Here is a 17,759-nt window from a genome sequence, read left to right as displayed (position 1 = left end):
CCTCGGGGTGACACGACCGCCACCACAGTTACTACGGAGAGTGCATGCGTATCCTTCTGGTCGAAGACGAAGCCCCGTTGCGCGAAACCCTGGCTGCCCGGCTGAAGCGAGAAGGCTTTGCGGTCGATGCCGCACAGGATGGCGAAGAGGGCCTGTACATGGGCCGCGAGGTGCCGTTCGACGTGGCCATCATCGACCTGGGCCTGCCCAAGATGTCCGGCATGGAACTGGTCAAGGCGCTGCGCGACGAAGGCAAGAATTTCCCGGTGCTGATCCTGACCGCCCGCTCCAGCTGGCAGGACAAGGTCGAGGGCCTCAAGCAGGGCGCAGACGACTATCTGGTCAAGCCGTTCCACGTCGAGGAGCTGCTGGCGCGCCTCAACGCGCTGGTCCGCCGCGCCGCGGGCTGGAGCAAGCCGGTGCTGGAGTGCGGCCCGGTCGCGCTGGACCTGGCGGCGCAGACGGTCAGCGTCACCGGCCACAACGTCGATCTCACCAGCTACGAGTACAAGGTGCTCGAGTACCTGATGATGCATGCCGGCGAGCTGGTGTCGAAGGCCGACCTGACCGAGCACATCTACCAGCAGGATTTCGACCGCGATTCCAACGTGCTGGAGGTCTTCATCGGCCGCCTGCGCAAGAAGCTGGATCCGGACGGCGAGCTGAAGCCGATCGAGACCGTCCGCGGTCGCGGCTACCGTTTTGCGATTCCGCGCACCGACGCCTGATCCCGATGGAGCGGCCGGCCGGGTGAATCGCGAACGCGTGGGTTTCCGGCCGTGGCGCACGCGCTCGCTCAAGGCGCGTCAGCTCACCGCGGCCAGCCTCGGGCTGGTCGCCTTCCTGATGCTGGCCGGCTACGCGCTGGACCGCGCGTTCGCCGAGACCGCCGAGAACAACCTGCGCCAGCGGCTGAAGAGCTACGCGATGGCGTATGCCGACAACATCGACTTCGGTCGCGACGGCTCGCTCTACACCCCCGAACTCGGCCCCGACCCGCGCTTCCACCGCCCGGGCAGCGGCCTGTATGCCGAGGTCGTGCTGCCGAACGGGCACTGGGCGTCGCTGTCGGCGGAAGGGCCGCTGCTGCCCGAGGTCGGCGGCATGCTGTTGCCGCGCCAGGAAAGCTTCCATACCCAGCTGCCGATGACCCAGATCGATGGCAGCCCCGGCGAGGTCTATCGCTACGGCATCGGCCTGATCTGGGGAGAGCGCGGCCCTGAGGCCGAGTTTCCGTACACCATCTACGTGCTGGAGGACGCGCAGACCCTGGATGCCCAGGTGCGCGTGTTCCGCGGCGCGCTGTGGATCTATCTGGGCGGCGCCGGCCTGCTGCTGCTGCTGCTGCAGACCCTGGTGCTGCAGTGGAGCCTGAAGCCGCTGCGCCGGGTGATCGCCGAACTGACCCGCGTGCAGCGTGGCCAGCTGCAGCGCATGAGCGAGCGCCATCCGCGCGAACTCGAACCGTTGACCGAGAGCATCAACGCGTTGATCGAGAGCGAGCGCGAGCATCTGGAGCGGCAGCGCAACACGCTGGCCGACCTCGCCCACAGCCTGAAGACGCCGCTGGCGGTGCTGCGCACCCAGCTCGACAGCGGCACCGGCGAAGGCAGCCTGCGCGAGGAACTCGATACCCAGCTCAAGCGCATGAACGACCTGGTCTCCTACCAGCTGGCACGCGCCGCGTCCGGCGGCCACAAGCTGTTCTCCGCGCCGGTGCCGATCGAGTCCAGTGCCGAGGAGATCGTGCGCGGACTGGAAAAGGTGTACGCGACCAAGGGCGTGCTGTGCGAGTTCGATGTCGCGCCCGACGTGCAGTTCTACGGCGAGCCCGGCGACCTGCAGGAACTGCTCGGCAACCTGCTGGAGAACGCGTTCAAGTGGGCGCACCGGCGCGTGCTGCTGACCGCCCGACCCGGCCCGACCGCGCCCAACCGCCGCGCCGGCCTGATCCTGGCGGTCGACGACGACGGCCCGGGCATCGCGCCCGACGACATCGCCAAGGTGCTGCAGCGCGGCGTGCGCGGCGACGAGCGCGTGCAGGGCCACGGCATCGGCCTGTCGATCGTGCAGGACCTGGTCAAGGACTATCGCGGCGAACTGCAGGTGCTGCGTTCGACCGAACTGGGCGGCGCCCGCTTCGAGGTGACCCTGCCGCCTGGTCTGTGAGCCGGCGCGCCGGTCTGGCCGGCAACGTGCACACGCCGGATCCGCACGATCGGCATCACGCCCACGCAGGCATCGCATCGCTTGCATGCCGTCGATGCGACACCGGGCGGCTTCAACTGCGTGACCAGTGGCGGCGCCGATGTGTCCGGGCTGGCATGTTCGCCGCGGGCCGACGGGACAGTACCGGAACGGGCATGCGAAAAGCTGCGCGGCCATTCCGGGCGAACGCGCCGGACGCGTGCAGCGCCGTCACGCGGAAGCGGCGTATCGCGCGGCCCGCATGAACGGGCCGGCATGAGGGCGTGGCCGGAACCGGCCCGCCGCTAGGGTGCCGCGCCGGAGCCGCCGTAGAAGCGCACCAGGTGCGCGGCGACCGCGGGCATCGTCGCGGCGAGCACGTCGGGCGCGGAGAAGTGGTACTCGCTGACCACGGCGAAGAACTCCTCCGGCGCCTCGGCCGCGTAGGGATCGATCGCGACCTCCTCGCCGGCATCGACCTGGCGGCAGAACGCGTCGTAGGCCCGCTGGAAGTCGCGGGCCCATTGCCGCTGCCAGCTGGCCGGCAGCAGCGGGGTGCCGTCGAGCACGCCATCGAGCGCATCGAGCTTGTGCGCCATTTCGTGCACGGCCACGCAGTAACCGGCATCCGGGTCGGCCAGGTCCGCCTGCACGTCGGCCCAGGACAGGATCAGCGGGCCCTGGTCCCAGGCTTCGCCGATCAGCTCGTCTTCCCATTCGTGCAGCACGCCGGCCGCGTCGACGTGGCTGCGCTGCACCCGGAACGCCTCCGGATACACCAGCAGCTGCGACCAGCCGCGCAGGCCGTTCTCGCCGAACTCGATCAGCGGCAGGCAGCACAATGCGGCCAGCAGCACGCGCTGGCCGTCGTCCAGTTCCAGCCCGTCGAGCGGGGTGATCGTCTTCTGCTGGAGGAAACGTGCGGCCAGCGAGTGCAGGCGGCTGCGGCGCGTCTGGTCCAGGCCGGCGGCCCACGGCAGCGCGGACAGCGCGGTCTGCCAGAGGTGGGGATCGATGGAGGCGGGGCGTGGCCTCAGCCAGCGCGACAACGGACCGATCAGCGGAACATGCCCGGCAGGAAGCTGTGCCACTTGGCAGCACGCGTGCGCGGCAACGCGATGTCGGCATCGCCGCCGCCGGCGTTGCCGTTGCCGCTGGCCGGCTTGCCGACGCTGCGCGAGGCTGCCGGGATCGGCGCGCGTGCCTGCGGTGCGGCAACGGTGACATCGTCGCCGTTGGCGGCCGGCACGTAATTGCAGGCGCCGCGCTTGGGTGCGGGATCGGCATCGCCGGGTCCCGCGCAGGCCACGACCGGAGCGGAGAGCAGCAGCAGGAGGGCAAGGCAGCGCATGGCGGATCCAGCGGGCCGGGGGCAAGCGCCGACTATAACGCGGATCCGGGGCGGCCGCAGCGCGGCGCCGGCCGGGCTGGGCCGCGTGCCCCGCGACGGGGATAATCGCCGGGATGAGCAGGAGGAACTGAGGTGGACGATCGCGAGCTGTTGCTTCGCCTGGCCAGCGGCGTCCAGTCCGGCGACGCGCTTGCGCGGGAGGCGGGGCTGACCCGTGCCGCGGTCTGGAAGCGGATCCAGGGACTGCGCGCGGCCGGTATCGGCGTCGCGGCCGCCGCGGGTCGCGGCTATGCACTGGAGCGGCCGCTGGACCTGCTCGACGCGGACCGGATCCGGGCCGGACTGCCCGCCGCCCTGCGCGATGCGCTGGCCGGCCTCGAGGTGGCCTGGGCACTGGATTCGACCAACAGCGAACTGCTGCGGCGTCCGCGCATGGCGGGGCCCGGCGTCGAGGTGCTGCTGGCCGAACGGCAGTCGGCGGGTCGCGGCCGCCTGGGCCGTGCCTGGGTGGCGCCGCTGGGCGCCCAGGTCTGCCTGTCGCTGCGACGCGGCTTCGGCGGCGGCCTGGCGCGACTGGGCGGGCTTAGCCTGGTGGCCGGTGTCGCGGTCGCCGAGGCGCTGCGCGACCTGGGCTGCACCGGCGTCGGCCTGAAATGGCCGAACGATCTGGTCGCCGGCGACGGCAAGCTGGCCGGCCTGCTGATCGAAGGCGGTGGCGAGCATGCCGGCCCGGTGCAGGCGGTGATCGGGATCGGGATCAATGTGGACCTGCCGCCCGACCTGGCCTCGACGATCGGCCAGCCCTGGACCGACCTGGCCACCCTGTCCGGTGGCGTGGCGCCTGCGCGCGACGCGGTGGCCAGCGCCGTGCTGTCGCGGCTGCTGCCGGCGCTGGACCTGTTCGACGACACCGGGCTGGAGCCGTTCCTGCCGCGCTACGCCGCCCTCGATGTGCTGCAGGGCCGGCAGGTGACGGTCCACGGACGCGAGCTGGTCCAGGGGCAGGCGCTGGGACTTGCGCCCGATGGTGGCCTGCGGGTGGCCACCGCCGATGGCGAGCGCGTGTTCCATGCCGGCGAAGTCAGCGTGAGGCCGCGATGAGCGACTGGCTGTTCGATCTGGGCAACTCCCGTTTCAAGGCCGCACCCCTGCGCGACGATGGCCAGGTCGGTGCCGTGCGGGTCTGGGCGCATGGCGCGGAGCGGCTGGAGCAGGGCGGCCCGGCGCTGCCCGATGGCGCGACCGCGTGGCTGGCCAGCGTCGCCTCGCCTGCGCTGACCGCGCAGGTGGTCGATGCGCTGGCGGCCCGGTTCGCGCGGGTGGAACTGATCAGGGTCGAGGCCGAGTGCGCCGGCGTGCGCATCGCCTACGCCGATCCGGCGCGTTTCGGCGTGGACCGGTTTCTGGCGCTGCTGGCTGCGCATGCGCTGGGCGGCCCGGCGCTGGTGGTCGGGGTCGGCACCGCGCTGACCATCGACCTGCTGGATGCCTCCGGTCGCCACCATGGCGGTCGCATCGCGGCCTCGCCGACGGTCATGCGCCAGGCGCTGCAGGCGCGCGCCGCGCAGCTGCCGGCCAGCGGTGGCCGTTACAGCGAATTCGCCGACGACACCGCCGACGCGCTGGCCTCCGGCTGCGATGGTGCCGCGGTGGCCCTGGTGGAGCGCTCGCTGGACCAGGGCAGGCGGCTGCTCGGCACGCAGCCGGTGCTGCTGCTGCACGGCGGCGGCGCGCCGGACCTGTCGCCCCTGTTGCCGCAGGCACACCCACAGCCGACCCTGGTGCTCGATGGCCTGGCGGCGTGGACGCGCTGGGCACGACGCCCGCGCGGCTGACGCGCGACGCGCCCGGCTCCGGGCGCTTGCGGGCGACGCTCCCGGTGGCGGACGCACGCCGACTGCAGGGCGGAGGAGCACACTTGCATGACCGTCGCCTCGGCGCTTCCGGCCTGCAGCTGTCGGCCCTGTCCTTCGGCGCGGAACGTGAGCGGGCGGGCGGCGCCGTGCGTCGGGTGTCCTCACCAACGACCGCACCGGCAACGTGCACTGCCGCGACCGGCGCGGGATGCGGGCTAGAATCCCGCCATGCTCGTCCGCACCCTGCTCGTCGTCCTGCTCGTCCTCAATCTCGGCGTGGCCCTGTGGTGGATCGCCAGTGCCGATCCAGCGCCGGCGCCGGTGCCGGTGTCGGACCGTGGCGGTGTCGCGCTGCGGATTGCAGCCGCCGATGCCGGGGCCGCGTCCACGCCCGGGGCGCCGTCGCTGACGGCGAGCGAGACGACCGAGGGCCCCGCGGCACCCGCGGACCCGGCCGTACCCGCGGCGCCGCTGCAGTGCCTGCGGATGGGCCCGTTCAGTGCGCGCAACGTCGCCGAAGCGCTGCTGGCCGAGCTGGGCGACCGGGTGCGGCGCAGCGCCATCGAGGAGGTACCGGGCGAGGCCGCCAGCTATCGGGTCGTGCTGCCGGGCGCCGCCGACCGCGCCGAAGCGCAGGCCACGGCCGAGCGGATCGCCGCGGCCGGATTCGACGACTACCTGATCCTCAACCAGGGCGAGGACGCACATGTGATCGCCCTGGGCGCGTTCCGCAGCCGCGACAGCGCCGACCGCCGCGTGGCGGCGCTGCAGGCGGCCGGATTCCCGGCGCAGCTGCGCCCGTCCGGAACGCCCGGTCCCACGCGCTGGTGGCTGGACGTGGCGAGCACCGATGCGGCCGCGGTGCGTGCGCGGGTTCCGCGCGCACAGGACCGTGACTGCGCGCGCTTGCGCTAGAATCGCCCCCTTCGCCGCTTTAGCTCAGCTGGTAGAGCAACCGCCTTGTAAGCGGTAGGTCATCCGTTCGATTCGGATAAGCGGCACCATTCCATGGCGTGCGGGCTGCCACGCTGCTGCAATGCAGCGGGTCCAGAGTGTGGCCCAGCCGCTAGGCTGGCGGCATGAAGACACACGAAGAACGCATGCCCCCGCAGTTCCCGCCGGTCTCGCTGATCGGCGTTCCGACCGACATCGGCGCAGGCCATCGCGGCGCCTCGCTCGGCCCCGACGCGCTCCGGATCGCCGGTCTCGCCGAAGCCCTGCGCGGGCGCGGCGTGGACGTGGCCGACCGCGGCAACCTCGGCGGCCCGGCCAACCCCTGGCTACCGCCGGTGGACGGCTACCGCCACCTCGATCAGGCCGTGGCCTGGAACCGCGCGCTCATGGAGGCCAGCCTGGCCGAACTGCGCGCCGGACGGATGCCGGTGATGCTCGGCGGCGACCATTGCCTGGCGATCGGGTCGATCAGCGCGGTGGCCCGCCATTGCCGGGAGACCGGCAAGCGCCTGCGGGTGCTGTGGCTGGACGCGCACGCCGATTTCAACACCAGCGCGGTCACGCCCTCGGGCAACGTGCATGGCATGCCCGTCGCCTGCCTGTGCGGCCTGGGTCCCGATGCGCTGACCGGCATGGCCGGCGACGTGCCGGCCATGCTGCCGCACCAGATCCGGCAGATCGGGATCCGCTCGGTCGATCCGGAGGAGAAGCGGCTGGTCAAGCAGCACGGCCTGGACATCTACGACATGCGCTACATCGACGAGGTCGGGATGAAGCGGGTCATGGCGCAGGCGCTGTCCGGCATCGACGCCGACACCCACCTGCACGTCAGCTTCGACGTGGACTTCCTGGACCCCAGCATCGCCCCGGGCGTGGGCACGACGATCCCGGGTGGGCCGAGCTACCGCGAAGCGCAGCTGGTGATGGAGATGATCGCCGACACCGGCAGGATGGGCTCGCTGGACATCGTCGAGCTCAACCCCTGCATCGACGTGCGCAACCAGACCGCCGAACTGGCGGTGGATCTGGTCGAGAGCCTGTTCGGCAAGTCCACCTTGATGCGCGACTGAACGGGGCCGGGTTCCGTTCACGCCGGTTCGACGGCGTCAGGCGGAGATTGGCGCCGCACGCACGACCCGTGCGCTGTCGTCACCAGGAGCCCATCATGAAGCGCATCATCACCCTGACTCTGCTGACCCTGTTCTCGGCCTCGACGCTGACCGCCTGCAACACCATGTCCGGTGCAGGCAAGGACGTCCAGAAGGCCGGCGAGAAGATCGAGGATGCCGCCGAGCGCCGCAACTGATCGATCCAGGGCTGCATGAGAAGAGCCGGCGGATGCCGGCTCTTTTTTTGCCTTGCGTTCAGCGGCCTAACTTCGCGTTGACGCACGCTGGACCGTCCCCGAACGCAGATGGCGCGATCCTGCACACGTGGCCGGACGAGGCGGCCACATCTCTCTCCACACCATGCAGGAGCAGCACATGAATCGCGACATCATCGGTGGCAACTGGAAGCAGCTGAAGGGTCAGATCCAGGCCAAGTGGGGCGACCTGACCGACGACGTGTTCGACGTCGCCGAGGGCAATTCCAAGTATCTGGCCGGCAAGCTGCAGGAGCGCTACGGCTGGGAGCGCGACCGCGCCGAGAAGGAAGTGCGCGACTTCGAGTCCGGCCTGGACGAGCGCTACCGCCACTGAGCCGGTGCAGCACGCGGATGGGCCTGATGGGTCCGTCCGCGGATGCGGGGGACGGGAGCGCATCGCGCTCCCGTTTTTTGTTGGCGAAACCGATGATCCGCTCAGCGGGCCGGCGGATTGGGAACGAAACCGCCCGGGAATGCGCGCGGATGGTCCGCATGCCGGGTGATCCGCGGGCCGGCCAGAGGCACGCCGCGTGCGCGAAGTGCGTCCGGCGTGTCGTAACGCAGCTCGGTGAGCTGGATCGGGCGCGGGTCGCGCTGGAAGACGGTGCTCCAGGTGGGCGAGCCGGTGACGTCGCCGTGTCCGGTGCCGATCGCCTGACGGCCGCTGCGTGCAGCGCGTGCGACCCTGTCGCCCACAGCGGCCGACTCCGCGGCGCCAGCCACCGCCGGGGCTGGCGATGGCCACCGATGAGGCGTCCGTTCGCGGTGCACCGCGATGCCGACCACGCCGACGTTGTCCGGACGTCCGGTGCGGGTGGCATAACTGTCGCGCGGGTCGACGAACACGAAACCGGCCACGGTCTGCATCGACTTGCGCCAGCCGGTGATGTCGGCCAGTTGTCCGGGTTCGAGGACGTAACCGGCCTGGCGCGGATCGGCGGTCTGGCCACTGATCGCATTGACCCCGTCGACCGACAGCACCACCAGCACCCGCTCCGGTCCGCGGTTGTGCAGCCGTACCGCGTACGCCTGGCCCGGCCAGCCACCGACCCAGGTCTGGCCGCGGTGGCGGGCCTGCGCCAGCGGCAGCCCGCTGTCGCGTGCGACCAGCGACAGCGTCACCGGGCCGGTGTCCGGTGAAATCGCGGGAGGCGTGCGTGCGGCCGCGTCCTCGCCGTGGAGCAACGACAGCAGCACGAGAAGGGCAGGCAGGACTCGCTGGATCATGACGATGCTCCGTGGGGACTGCAGCATCAAACGCGCGTGTCCCCACGCTGGGGTCGACCCGGCGGCGCTAGAATCGACCCGTTTCCGCATTCCCTACAGAGCAGGCCCGCACCATGACCACCCGCGTCCTCACCGGCATCACCACCACCGGCACCCCGCACTTGGGCAACTACGCGGGCGCGATCCGGCCGGCGATCCATGCCAGTCGCGTCGAGGGCGTGGAGAGCTTCTTCTTCCTGGCCGACTACCACGCGCTGATCAAGGCCGACGATCCGGCCCGCGTGGCGCGTTCGCGCCAGGAGATCGCCGCGACCTGGCTCGCCTGCGGCCTGGACCCGAAGAAGGTGGTGTTCTACCGCCAGTCCGACATTCCCGAGATCCCGCAGCTGAGCTGGCTGCTGACCTGCGTCGCCGCCAAGGGCCTGCTCAACCGCGCGCATGCCTACAAGGCGGCCGTGGACAGGAACACCGAGACGGGCGAGGACGCCGATGCCGGCGTCACCGCCGGCCTGTACATGTACCCGGTGCTGATGGCCGCCGACATCCTCGCCTTCGGCGCGCACAAGGTGCCGGTCGGCCGCGACCAGATCCAGCACATCGAGATGGCGCGCGACATCGGCCAGCGCTTCAACCACCTGTACGGCGACAGCTGGCGCGCGGTGACCGGCAAGGCCGGCGAGCCGCTGGTGCTGCCGGAGGTGACCATCGACGAGCAGGTGGCGACGCTGCCGGGCCTGGACGGCCGCAAGATGTCCAAGAGCTACGACAACACCATCCCGCTGTTCGCGCCGCCGGCCGAGCTGAAGAAGCTGGTGATGTCGATCGTCACCGACTCGCGCGCGCCCGGCGAGCCCAAGGACGCCGATACGTCCAACCTGTTCCAGCTCTACCAGGCCTTCAGCACGCCGCAGCAGGCGGCCGAGATGCGCCATGCCTTCGCCGAGGGCATCGGTTGGGGCGATGCCAAGCAGCGGCTGTACGCACGCATCGAGGACGCGATGGCACCGATGCGCGAGCAGTACGAGGTGCTGATCGCGCGCCCGGCCGAGCTCGAGGAGATCCTGCTGGAAGGCGCACGCAAGGCGCGCGACCTGACCGTGCCGCTGCTGGACGAGCTGCGCCAGGCGGTCGGCCTGGGCGCGTTCACCGCCGCGCAGGCCGCAGCCGGCCCGGCGCGCGCGCAGGCGCAGAAGCTGCCGCAGTTCAAGCAGTACCGCGAGGCCGATGGCCGCTTCTTCTTCAAGCTGGTCGACGGCGAGGGCAGCCTGCTGCTGCAGGGCGACGGGCAGGCCTCGCCGCGCGAGGCCGGCCAGCTGATCGCCCGCCTGAGGCGCGAGGGCGCCGACGCGCTGCACGAGATGGAGCAGCGTACGGTCGGCCTGCTCGGCGAGCGCGTGGGCACGCTGGCCGACGGCGTGGCCGGCGTCGATGCGGTGATCGCCGCGCTGCAGGCGATGAACGCGGCGGACGAATGAGCACTGCCGCCGCGGCCAGCACCTGTGCTGCCCGCGGCGCCCGCCCGGCCGGACGCCGGGGATCGACGACCGGGGAGGTCGCACGCTGATGGCCTGGTTGACGCTGCTGCTGTTTCTTCCGTGGTTCGGCCTGCTCGGCACGCTGTACTGGTGCTACCCACGCACGCCGCGTGATCGCGCGCGGCGCCTGTTCGATGCGGCCACGCTGCTGGTCGCGCTCGCGCTGAGCATCGCCGGCATGCTGTTCGGCTTTGCGGACGGCGGTGCGGAAGCGGGCGAACGGTCGATCTGGCGGCATGTGCTCGCCGTGCTTTACGCGTACGGCGGGTTCCTGATCGTGCTCGCGTTCGCCATTCCGCTACGCGCGCGCTGGCTGCACGGGCGCATGCAGCGCTGAGTCGTCCGGCCACGTGCAGGCGTAGTCCCCGTCGCCTACGACCAAAGCCGGGTCGTCGTGCACACCGTGCGTGGCTAGCATGCCGGTGACTGATCAGGGCATGGACGGCATGGGCGGATACGGCATTACCACCATCGACACCGGCTACGTGCGGCCGCGGTTCGATGCGGCCTACCTGATGGTGGAGAACGGCCGCGCCGCGTTCATCGACTGCGGCACCAACCACACGCAGGTACCGCTGCTGGCCGCACTTGAGGCGCAGGGCCTGTCACCGTCCGCAGTCGACTGGCTGATCGTCACCCATGCCCATCTGGATCACGCGGGCGGTGCCGGCGCCCTGCTGCAGCACCTGCCGAATGCGCGTCTGGTCGCGCATCCGCGCGCCGCGCCGCACCTGATCGACCCGACCCGGCTGATCGCCGGTGCGACCGCAGTCTACGGCGAAGACGCGTTCGCCCGCCACTACGGCACCATCGTGCCGGTCGACGCGGCGCGCGTGGAGATCGCCCACGACGGTCACGTGATCGACCTGGCCGGCCGCCCGCTGTTGTGCCTGGACACGCCCGGCCATGCGCGTCATCACCTGTGCGTGTGGGACGCGCGCAGCCGCAGCTGGTTCACCGGCGATACCTTCGGCCTGTCCTATCGCGAACTGGACAGCGCACAAGGCGCCTTCATCCTGCCGACCTCCTCGCCGGTGCAGTTCGAGCCGGAGGCGCTGCAGGCCTCGATCGCCCGGATGGCTGCCTACGCTCCCGACGCGATGTACCTGACCCATTACGGCCGTGTCGAGAGTGTGCCGCGTCTGGCCGCCGACCTGGTCGAACAGATCGACGCGATGGTGTCGCTGGCCCAGGCCTGCGACGGCACCGCCGACCGCCATCGCGGCCTGGTCGCCGCGTTGTCCGGCTACTACCTGGAGCGCGCGCAGGCGCATGGCTGTCCGCTCGACGATGCGGGTGTGCTGCGCGTGCTGGAGATGGACATCGAACTCAACGCGCAGGGGCTGGAGGCCTGGCTGGACCGCGCGCGTCGCTGAGCGATCCCGCTGCCGTCGCATCACGGCATGCAGCGCGGTCGAGATCAGGTTTCCTCCCAACATTGCGGCACCGCTGACGTACCCGCATGCGGACATGCCGGTGGTGTCGCGACGTGCATTGCAGCCAACGCGACGTGTCCTGCGTCGGTCGATGCGCACGGAGAGCCGGATCGCATCGGAGCTGCTGATCGTGCCGGATCCTCGACTGCACGGTGCCACTCCCGCGGGGCCGACGCTGCGCATGTAAAGGGGAACTGAAGCAGCACACTGATCAGGCCGGGACTTGCATCCGCCGTCCGCGACTGCGACGGTGGCAATCCCTGCGCGGGATCGGCCGCGCGCCGTACTGGAGTGGTCGTGAAGGCAAGTCCGCGTGTATTGACCGTGCCGGCGCTGGTGGCGTCGATCCTGTGGTGCTGTGCGGCGCAGGCCGCTGCACCGGTGGCGGTGCCCGGCGGCGGCATCTCCGGCGAGGCGCTGTCCGAACACGTGCGCATCCTTGCTTCGAAGGAATTCGAGGGACGCGCACCGGCGACGCCGGGCGAGGACAGGACCATCGCCTATCTCAGCAAGGCCTTCGCCGACGCCGGCGTGCAGCCGGGCGGCGACGATGGCGGCTGGACCCAGGCGGTGCCGCTGGTGCGTGCGCAGCTGAGCGGCAATGCGCGGGTGTCGTGGACGCTGGCCGGCGTGTCCACGCCGCTGGCCAATGGCGATGATCTGACCGTGCAGAGCCTGCATCCCGATCCCCATGTGGACATCAAGGACGCCCCGCTGGTCTTCGTCGGCTACGGCGTCAATGCGCCGGAGCGCGACTGGGACGACTACAAGGGCGTGGACCTGCGCGGCAAGATCATGGTGGTGCTGGTCAACGACCCGGATTTCGAAACCGCGGAGCCGGGTGCCTTCGATGGCCGCGGCATGACCTATTACGGGCGGTGGACCTACAAGTACGAGGAAGCCGCACGCCAGGGCGCTGTCGGCGTGCTGATCGTGCACGAGACCGCACCGGCCGCCTACGGCTGGGCCACCGTGCGTGCATCCGGCCTGTCGCCGGTGTTCGACATCGTGCGCGACGACGCGGCGAAGGTGCATACGCCGATGCGCGGCTGGCTGCAGCGCGAGCGCGCCGTGCAGCTGTTCGCCGCCGCCGGCCTGGATTTCGAGACCGAGAAGAAGAAGGCGCAGCGCGCCGATTTCCAGCCGATGCCGCTGGGCGATGCGACGTTGTCGGTCGCCTTCGACACGCGGCGTGAGGAGGTGATCACCCACAACGTGGTCGGACGCCTGCAGGGCGCATCGCGACCGGACGAGACGGTGATCTATTCGGCGCACTGGGATGCGTTCGGCATCGGCGAACCCGACGCCGACGGCGACCGCATCCGACACGGCGCGATCGACAACGCCACCGGAGTCGCCGCGGTGATCGAGCTGGCGCGCGTCCATGCCGCCGGCCCGCGCCCGGCCCGCAGCCTGCTGTTCATCGCCTTGACCGCCGAGGAGAAGGGCCTGCTCGGTGCGGCCCATTACGCCGCGCATCCGCTGGCGCCGCTGGAAACCACCGCGGCGGTGATCAACATCGAGATGCTGAGCCCGGACGGCCCGACCCGCGACATCGCGTCCTGGGGCAAGGGCCGTGTCTCGCTGGAGCGCGATCTCGAACGCGTGGCCCGCGCCCGCGGCCGCACCTACTCGCCCGACCCGAATCTGGAGGCCGGCTTCTTCTACCGCGCCGACCACTTCGCCTTCGCCCGCGCGGGCGTGCCGGGCATCACCATCGGTGCCGGCCTGGACCGCGTCGACGGCGGCGTCGACAGTGGCAAGGCCCTGCGCGATGCCTACTTCGCCCGCTGCTACCACCAGGCCTGCGACAACTGGAGCGCGGACTGGGACATGCGTGGCCAGGTGGCCGACGTGGCCCTGCTGTACGACCTGGGGCGCGGCATCGCCGATGGCAGGGCGTGGCCGCAATGGGATGCGGAGTCCGAATTCGCCGGTGAACGCGCCCGCAGCGAGGCGGCGCGCCGCTGAGCCAGTCCTGATCGCTGCTGCAGCCCGCCTGCGGCAGCGATGCTCGAGTTGTTGCCGTTGCCGTTGCCGTTGCCGTTGTCGTTGTTGTTGTCGTTGCCGTTGCTGTTGCTGTTGCTGTTGCATCGTTTTTTGCCTGGCTTTTGCATGTGATCTTCCAGGTGCCGTGAAGCGAGCCGAGCATCGCAGCAGGAGCGGGGACGAAGAGGCCCACGTGTCTGAGCGCAGCGAGTTGTGGGCCGGCCCCGTTCCTGCGAGAAGCGCAGGGCACCGACGTGGCGCAGCCGCGGCGGCTCGCGGACCGGCTGTGCTTTCTTTTGGTTACTTTTCTTTGCACAAGCAAAGAAAAGTGACTCGCTCCCGCCCGCGCGGCGGGTAGAGCGAAAGCTCTGCTGTCGCTTCTGCTCCGGCTTGCTTTCCAGGCAAGGCAGCAAATGCTGAAGCTACTGCTACTGCTACTGCTACTGCTACTGCTACAGCTACAGCTACAGCTACTGCTACCGCCAAGCTTCAAAGCAACGGCTTCCGCGCTGTTGCGCGGGTTCCTTTTGTCTTGGCAAAAGGAACCAAAACCGCTGTCGCCGGACGCGATCCGTCGCTACGCGACGGTCCCCTGCGCTTCTCGCGTCGATGGGTGACGGCCCACAACTCGCTGCGCTCAGACACGTGGGCCTCTTCGCCCCCATCGCCACTGCGATGCTCGGCCCGCTTTACGGCTCGGGTGGGTCAAGATCTGGGGCCAAAGCCAAAGCCAAAGCCAAAGCCAAAGCCAAAGCCAAAGCCAAAGCTGAAGCTGAAGCAAAATCACGGCAACGGCAACGGCAACGGCAACGGCAACGGCGTTGCATCGCGCATCCCGATACAGAGCAGGACGGTGGTGATGGGCAATATCGTTCGCACTTGGCGTGTGCCACCTATCGGGCGCGCGCTGGACACCATCCCGATACAGTCAGCCGGCAATCGAAGAGCGAGTCGGCAGGTCGCGGGACAAGGTCGCCGATCAACTCCCCAGCGTCTGTCCCCCATCCACCGCCAGCACCTGGCCGGTGATCCAGCGCGACCGCCGCGACGCCAGGAACAGCGCCGCGTGGGCGACGTCCTCGGCTGCGCCGAAACCGCCGAACGGAATGCGGTCGCGGATCTGCGCGTACAGCTCGGGCGCCTCGGCGCGGCGGCGGTCCCACAGGCCACCGGGGAATTCGATCGAGCCGGGGGCGATCGCGTTCACGCGGATCTGCTTGCGGGCCAAGTCGGCGGCCAGGGTGACCGTGTAGTAGTTCAGTGCGGCCTTGGCGGCCGAATACGCGGTCGCCCGCGGGGTGGGACGCAGGGCGTTGATCGAGCTGATGTTGATGATCGCCGGCGAGGCGCTGGCGAGCAGGTGCGGGATCGCGATGCGGTTGGTGCGCACCGCGGCCATCAGGTCGATGTCGAAGCCGGCCTGCCAGCTCGCGTCGTCCTCGCCATTGCCGTAGCCGGAGGCGTTGTTGACCACCACGTCGATGCCGCCGAGGGCAGCGGCGGCCGCGTCGACCCAGGCCTGGATCTGGGCGATGTCGCCGAGGTCGCACTGCCGGTGGTGCACCGTTCCACCATGCGTGGAGAGGCGCGCGGCCGCGTCGGTCACGCCGGGCAGGCCGCGTCCGCAGATCGAAACCGACGCGCCTTCGCGTGCGAATGCATCGGCGATGGCGAAACCGATCCCGCGGCTGGCGCCGGCGACGAGGACGCGGAGACCGGAATGGGAGGAGGGCTGGGACATGATGCTCCAAGTGTCTGGTCGACTGTCGCGCATTATCGCGCGGGACGTTCCAGGACCGCCTGCCGGGTCGTGTCCAACGCGAGCTGCGGTCGATCAGCTTAGATGTCGCCCGAGCAGCGTCGGATCCAGGCAGATCGCTGAGCTTGAGCACGCAGCCACCGCCAGCATCCAGGCGTCACCCGATGTGCGCTGCACGTTGACCTCTCCCGCGGGCGGGAGAGGTCGGCAGATGGGGCGTGCGGTGAACGGCACGGAGCTGACTGATGTAGACCGCAATGGCCGGCACAGCACATCGCATCAGCAATCAGTGCGTTCCTGCTGCTGGCCCTTCACCCTTCACCGCCTCACTGCGGCAGCGCGAGGTCGTCGATCAGCGCCTTCAAAAAGCGCGCGGCCTCGCCACCGGTGGCGGCGCGGTGGTCGAAGGTCAGCGACAGCGGGATCACCTTGTGCGAGGCGAAGCCGCCCATCTCCGGCGTCATCTGGAAGCGGGCGCGGCCGGCCGCGACGATCGCCACGCACGGCGGCACCACCACCGGCGTCGCGTAGCGACCGGCGAACATGCCGAAGTTGGACAGCGAGATCGTGTAGCCGCCCAGCTCACTGGCCGGGATCGAGCGGTCGGCGACCTGGGCGCGCAGCCGCTCGATCGAGGAGCGCACGCCGGCCGCGTCGAGCAGGTCGGCGTTGCGCAGGGCGGGCACGAACAGGCCGTCGTCGGTGTCGACCGCGATGCCCACGTCCACGTGCGGATGCAGGGTGCGGGTCAGCGCCTTGCCATCGAACCAGGCGTTGAGCGCGGGCACGGCCCTGGCCGCCGTGCAGATCGCCCGGATCAGGCGCGCGGTGACGTCGTTGCCCGGTGCCCAGGCCTGGATGTCGGCATCGTCGTTGAGGGTGGTCGGCACGACCTGCGCATGCGCGTCCGCCATCACCCGCGCCATGTTGCGGCGCACGCCCTTCAGCTGTTCGGGCTGGCCGCTGGCCTGCACGCCCGGCGGCTGGGTCCGCATCGGCCTGCCGGAGGCCGACAGCGCGGTGCGCGGCCGCTCCGGATCCGCGCCCTGGCCGGCGCTCGCTGCCGGTGCGGTTTGCGTCGCGCCCGCAGTGGATGCACCGCGCGGCGCGGATGCGTGAGCGCTGCCTGCGCTGCCATCGGCCGCCGCCTGTTTGACGTCGGCCATCGTCACCACGCCATCGGCGCCGGTGCCGCGCACGCGGCTGATGTCGACCTTGAGCTTGCGCGCCATCGCCCGCACCGCCGGCATCGCGCGTACGCCGCCGGCGGCGGAGGCCTGCTCGGCATGCACGGTGTCCGAGCTCTGCATCGCGCCGACCACGGTGCCGGCATCGTCGCGCTCGCCGCTGCCGGTGCCGCCATCGGCCTGCGACGGTGCTGGCGTGGTCGGCACCCGGCCGCCGTCGTCGCTCGCCGCCGCGCACTTCGTCGCCGTCGGGCCATGGTGATGGCCGGTGTCCTGGCCCTCGGCGCGCTGCGGCGCCGACGGGTCGAGCTCGAATTGGGCCAGCACCGCGCCGGTGATCACCACGTCGCCGGCGGCGCCGGCCAGTTTCGTCACCTTGCCCGAGACCGGCGAGGGCACCTCGACCACGGCCTTGGCGGTCTCCATCGACACCAGCGGATCGTCCAGGCGGATCGTGTCGCCTTCCTTGACGAACCATTCGACGATGGTGGCGTCCGGCAGGCCTTCGCCCAGGTCGGGCAGGTGGAAGCTCTTGGTCGTGCTCATCGAGGTCGTGCTCATCGTGTGGTCCCGTCCAGCAGTTCGAGGTTGCGTGCCGGCAGCCAGCCCAGCGCGCCGTCGGCGCGCTCGGACCACCACCAGCCACCATGTTCGTGATGCAGCGTCACCATGTCGCCGTCGTCGGCATCCAGCTCGCGGGCGTCGTAGTCGTGCAGCGCCCGCGCGCGTCCGTCGTCCAGCGGCTGCAGCCAGTCGACCGGTGCCCAGCCGGCGCGGCCCTGGCCACAGGTGACCCAGGCGAAAGCCGGCCATTCCTCGTCGCGCGCGCCGAGGCCGACGACCTCGCCGCGGCGGAAGCGGACCGGATCCGGGTACTGGCTGCGGTGCGGGCCGAGAAGACGGGCCCGCATC

18 protein-coding genes and 1 tRNA gene are annotated in these 17,759 nt (G+C 70.5%); 13 read left to right on the top strand and 6 right to left on the bottom strand.

Annotation, left to right across the window (positions count from 1 at the left end; translation table 11 throughout):
• The first annotated feature begins 44 nt into the window (after positions 1–44).
• Together IB242_RS13380 and IB242_RS13375 are read left to right on the top strand one after the other, a co-directional pair.
• A complete protein-coding gene (locus tag IB242_RS13380; protein ID WP_192280095.1) occupies positions 45–728 on the top strand; it encodes a response regulator transcription factor in 684 nt (227 codons plus the stop codon).
• A gap of 118 nt (positions 729–846) precedes the next feature.
• Positions 847–2,169, top strand: coding sequence for a sensor histidine kinase (locus IB242_RS13375; protein ID WP_192280612.1), 1,323 nt, complete (start codon positions 847–849; stop codon positions 2,167–2,169).
• A 323-nt stretch (positions 2,170–2,492) separates the two neighbouring features.
• Here the strand turns inward: IB242_RS13375 and IB242_RS13370 are convergent, their stop codons facing one another.
• The gene (locus IB242_RS13370; RefSeq protein WP_192280093.1) at positions 2,493–3,278 is read right to left on the bottom strand and encodes a M90 family metallopeptidase; all 786 of its coding nucleotides are present in this window, start codon (positions 3,276–3,278) and stop codon (positions 2,493–2,495) included.
• Positions 3,245–3,538 (bottom strand): hypothetical protein, encoded by a 294-nt coding sequence (locus tag IB242_RS13365; protein ID WP_192280091.1) that lies wholly within the window; start codon positions 3,536–3,538, stop codon positions 3,245–3,247. The genes IB242_RS13370 and IB242_RS13365 overlap by 34 nt, the downstream gene beginning before the upstream one ends.
• Before the next feature lie 132 nt (positions 3,539–3,670).
• Here IB242_RS13365 and birA point away from each other — a divergent pair, with 132 nt between their 5' ends.
• The 7 genes from birA (at position 3,671) to IB242_RS13330 (ending at position 8,048) form a co-directional block, all read left to right on the top strand.
• Entirely contained in the window at positions 3,671–4,639 is a 969-nt protein-coding gene (gene birA / locus IB242_RS13360) for a bifunctional biotin--[acetyl-CoA-carboxylase] ligase/biotin operon repressor BirA (protein WP_192280089.1), read from the top strand.
• The gene (locus IB242_RS13355) at positions 4,636–5,373 is read left to right on the top strand and encodes a type III pantothenate kinase (RefSeq protein WP_192280088.1); all 738 of its coding nucleotides are present in this window, start codon (positions 4,636–4,638) and stop codon (positions 5,371–5,373) included. The genes birA and IB242_RS13355 overlap by 4 nt, the downstream gene beginning before the upstream one ends.
• 249 nt (positions 5,374–5,622) lie before the next feature.
• Positions 5,623–6,309, top strand: a complete 687-nt coding sequence (locus IB242_RS13350; protein ID WP_192280086.1) for an SPOR domain-containing protein — start codon at positions 5,623–5,625, stop codon at positions 6,307–6,309.
• Positions 6,310–6,322: 13 nt separating this feature from the next.
• A tRNA-Thr gene (locus tag IB242_RS13345) sits at positions 6,323–6,398 on the top strand.
• 96 nt (positions 6,399–6,494) lie between these two features.
• A complete protein-coding gene (rocF, locus tag IB242_RS13340; protein ID WP_192280610.1) occupies positions 6,495–7,418 on the top strand; it encodes an arginase in 924 nt (307 codons plus the stop codon).
• A 95-nt stretch (positions 7,419–7,513) separates the two neighbouring features.
• Complete coding sequence (locus IB242_RS13335) at positions 7,514–7,654, top strand: entericidin A/B family lipoprotein (protein ID WP_192280084.1); 141 nt, start codon at positions 7,514–7,516, stop codon at positions 7,652–7,654.
• A gap of 178 nt (positions 7,655–7,832) precedes the next feature.
• Positions 7,833–8,048 carry a CsbD family protein gene (locus tag IB242_RS13330; protein ID WP_192280082.1) on the top strand — a complete coding sequence of 72 codons (216 nt, stop codon included), beginning with the start codon at positions 7,833–7,835 and terminating at the stop codon, positions 8,046–8,048.
• Positions 8,049–8,149: 101 nt separating this feature from the next.
• On the opposite strand, the gene IB242_RS13325 is transcribed toward IB242_RS13330, so the two are convergent.
• Positions 8,150–8,941 (bottom strand): hypothetical protein, encoded by a 792-nt coding sequence (locus IB242_RS13325; protein WP_225540567.1) that lies wholly within the window; start codon positions 8,939–8,941, stop codon positions 8,150–8,152.
• Positions 8,942–9,054: 113 nt separating this feature from the next.
• On the opposite strand from IB242_RS13325, the gene IB242_RS13320 reads away from it, so the two are divergent.
• The 4 genes from IB242_RS13320 (at position 9,055) to IB242_RS13305 (ending at position 13,883) form a co-directional block, all read left to right on the top strand.
• Positions 9,055–10,416, top strand: a complete 1,362-nt coding sequence (locus IB242_RS13320) for a tryptophan--tRNA ligase (RefSeq protein ID WP_192280081.1) — start codon at positions 9,055–9,057, stop codon at positions 10,414–10,416.
• 88 nt (positions 10,417–10,504) lie between these two features.
• The gene (locus IB242_RS13315) at positions 10,505–10,813 is read left to right on the top strand and encodes a hypothetical protein (protein WP_192280079.1); all 309 of its coding nucleotides are present in this window, start codon (positions 10,505–10,507) and stop codon (positions 10,811–10,813) included.
• Between the two features lie 79 nt (positions 10,814–10,892).
• A complete protein-coding gene (locus IB242_RS13310) occupies positions 10,893–11,852 on the top strand; it encodes an MBL fold metallo-hydrolase (RefSeq protein WP_225540566.1) in 960 nt (319 codons plus the stop codon).
• Positions 11,853–12,248: 396 nt separating this feature from the next.
• Entirely contained in the window at positions 12,249–13,883 is a 1,635-nt protein-coding gene (locus IB242_RS13305) for a M28 family metallopeptidase (protein WP_343237150.1), read from the top strand.
• Between the two features lie 997 nt (positions 13,884–14,880).
• Here the strand turns inward: IB242_RS13305 and IB242_RS13300 are convergent.
• From IB242_RS13300 to IB242_RS13290, 3 genes are all read right to left on the bottom strand, one after another.
• Complete coding sequence (locus tag IB242_RS13300; RefSeq protein ID WP_192280075.1) at positions 14,881–15,642, bottom strand: SDR family NAD(P)-dependent oxidoreductase; 762 nt, start codon at positions 15,640–15,642, stop codon at positions 14,881–14,883.
• A 344-nt stretch (positions 15,643–15,986) separates the two neighbouring features.
• Positions 15,987–17,393 (bottom strand): dihydrolipoamide acetyltransferase family protein, encoded by a 1,407-nt coding sequence (locus tag IB242_RS13295; protein ID WP_192280602.1) that lies wholly within the window; start codon positions 17,391–17,393, stop codon positions 15,987–15,989.
• A gap of 11 nt (positions 17,394–17,404) precedes the next feature.
• Positions 17,405–17,758: an SH3 domain-containing protein gene (locus tag IB242_RS13290; RefSeq protein WP_192280073.1), complete on the bottom strand. Its 354-nt coding sequence runs from the start codon at positions 17,756–17,758 to the stop codon at positions 17,405–17,407.
• Between the last annotated feature and the right edge of the window lies 1 nt (position 17,759).

Source organism: Xanthomonas sp. XNM01 (genome assembly GCF_014851915.1).
GTDB lineage: Bacteria > Pseudomonadota > Gammaproteobacteria > Xanthomonadales > Xanthomonadaceae > Pseudoxanthomonas.
The sequence above is the reverse complement of the archived record's forward strand: the minus strand, read 5'-3'. Positions and strand labels throughout refer to the sequence as shown.